Annotated in this window: 1 pseudogene; it reads left to right on the top strand. The window is 70.4% G+C overall.

Going from position 1 to position 280, the window contains the following annotated elements:
• Positions 1-280, top strand: a pseudogene (locus FXF52_RS41385) (HAMP domain-containing histidine kinase); the annotation flags it as partial.

Genomic DNA, 280 nt, shown 5'->3' with positions numbered 1-280 from the left:
GCGGGCGATCGACCTCACCGAGGCCCTCCTGCTGCTCAGCCGCGGCGACCGCGGAAACTTCACCCGCGAGAGCGTCGACCTCTCCCTCATCGCCGAAGACGCCGCCGAAACGCTGCTTCCCCTCGCCGAACAGCGCCGGACCACGCTCGACGTCACCGGCGGGGCGGCCCCGACCAGCGGCTCCGCCGAACTCCTGTCGCGGATGGTGACGAACCTCATCCAGAACGCCATCGTCCACAACCTCCCCGCCGACGGCACCGTAACGGTCCACACCGAGGCA

Origin of the sequence: Micromonospora sp. MP36 (assembly GCF_008119785.1) — a bacterium.
Classification (GTDB): Bacteria; Actinomycetota; Actinomycetes; order Mycobacteriales; family Micromonosporaceae; genus Micromonospora.
Note: the sequence above shows the minus strand (reverse complement) of the source record. Positions and strands in the feature narration are given on the sequence as shown.